This is a genomic window from Psychroserpens jangbogonensis (assembly GCF_000797465.1).
Lineage (GTDB): Bacteria > Bacteroidota > Bacteroidia > Flavobacteriales > Flavobacteriaceae > Psychroserpens > Psychroserpens jangbogonensis.
The window spans coordinates 1-239 of the sequence record NZ_JSWG01000062.1; the positions used below are offsets into that span (position 1 = coordinate 1).

Sequence of the window (239 nt, forward strand, 5' to 3'; positions counted from 1 at the left end):
ATACACCCCGCCAAGCGTGCTGTGCGATGAAGAGTTGAACATTCTCGAATTTCGCGGCGATACCGCGGCCTACCTCGTCAATCCAAGCGGTCCGCCGACCAGCAGTCTGAAGCGGCTGGCGCGCCCCGAGGTCTTCCTTGCCGTAGATGAGGCCGTCAGGCAGGCGCGCCTTGGAGCCACGGTGATTGCGAGGAACGGACTGCGCCTGAACAATACGGCAGGCGGCGGACGGGCAAACA

Annotated in this window: 1 protein-coding gene; it reads left to right on the plus strand. The window is 63.2% G+C overall.

Translation table 11 applies throughout. The features are described from left to right. On the plus strand, nt 1-239 hold a 239-nt coding region (locus RH81_RS17225), incomplete at both ends, for a hypothetical protein (protein ID WP_206539398.1).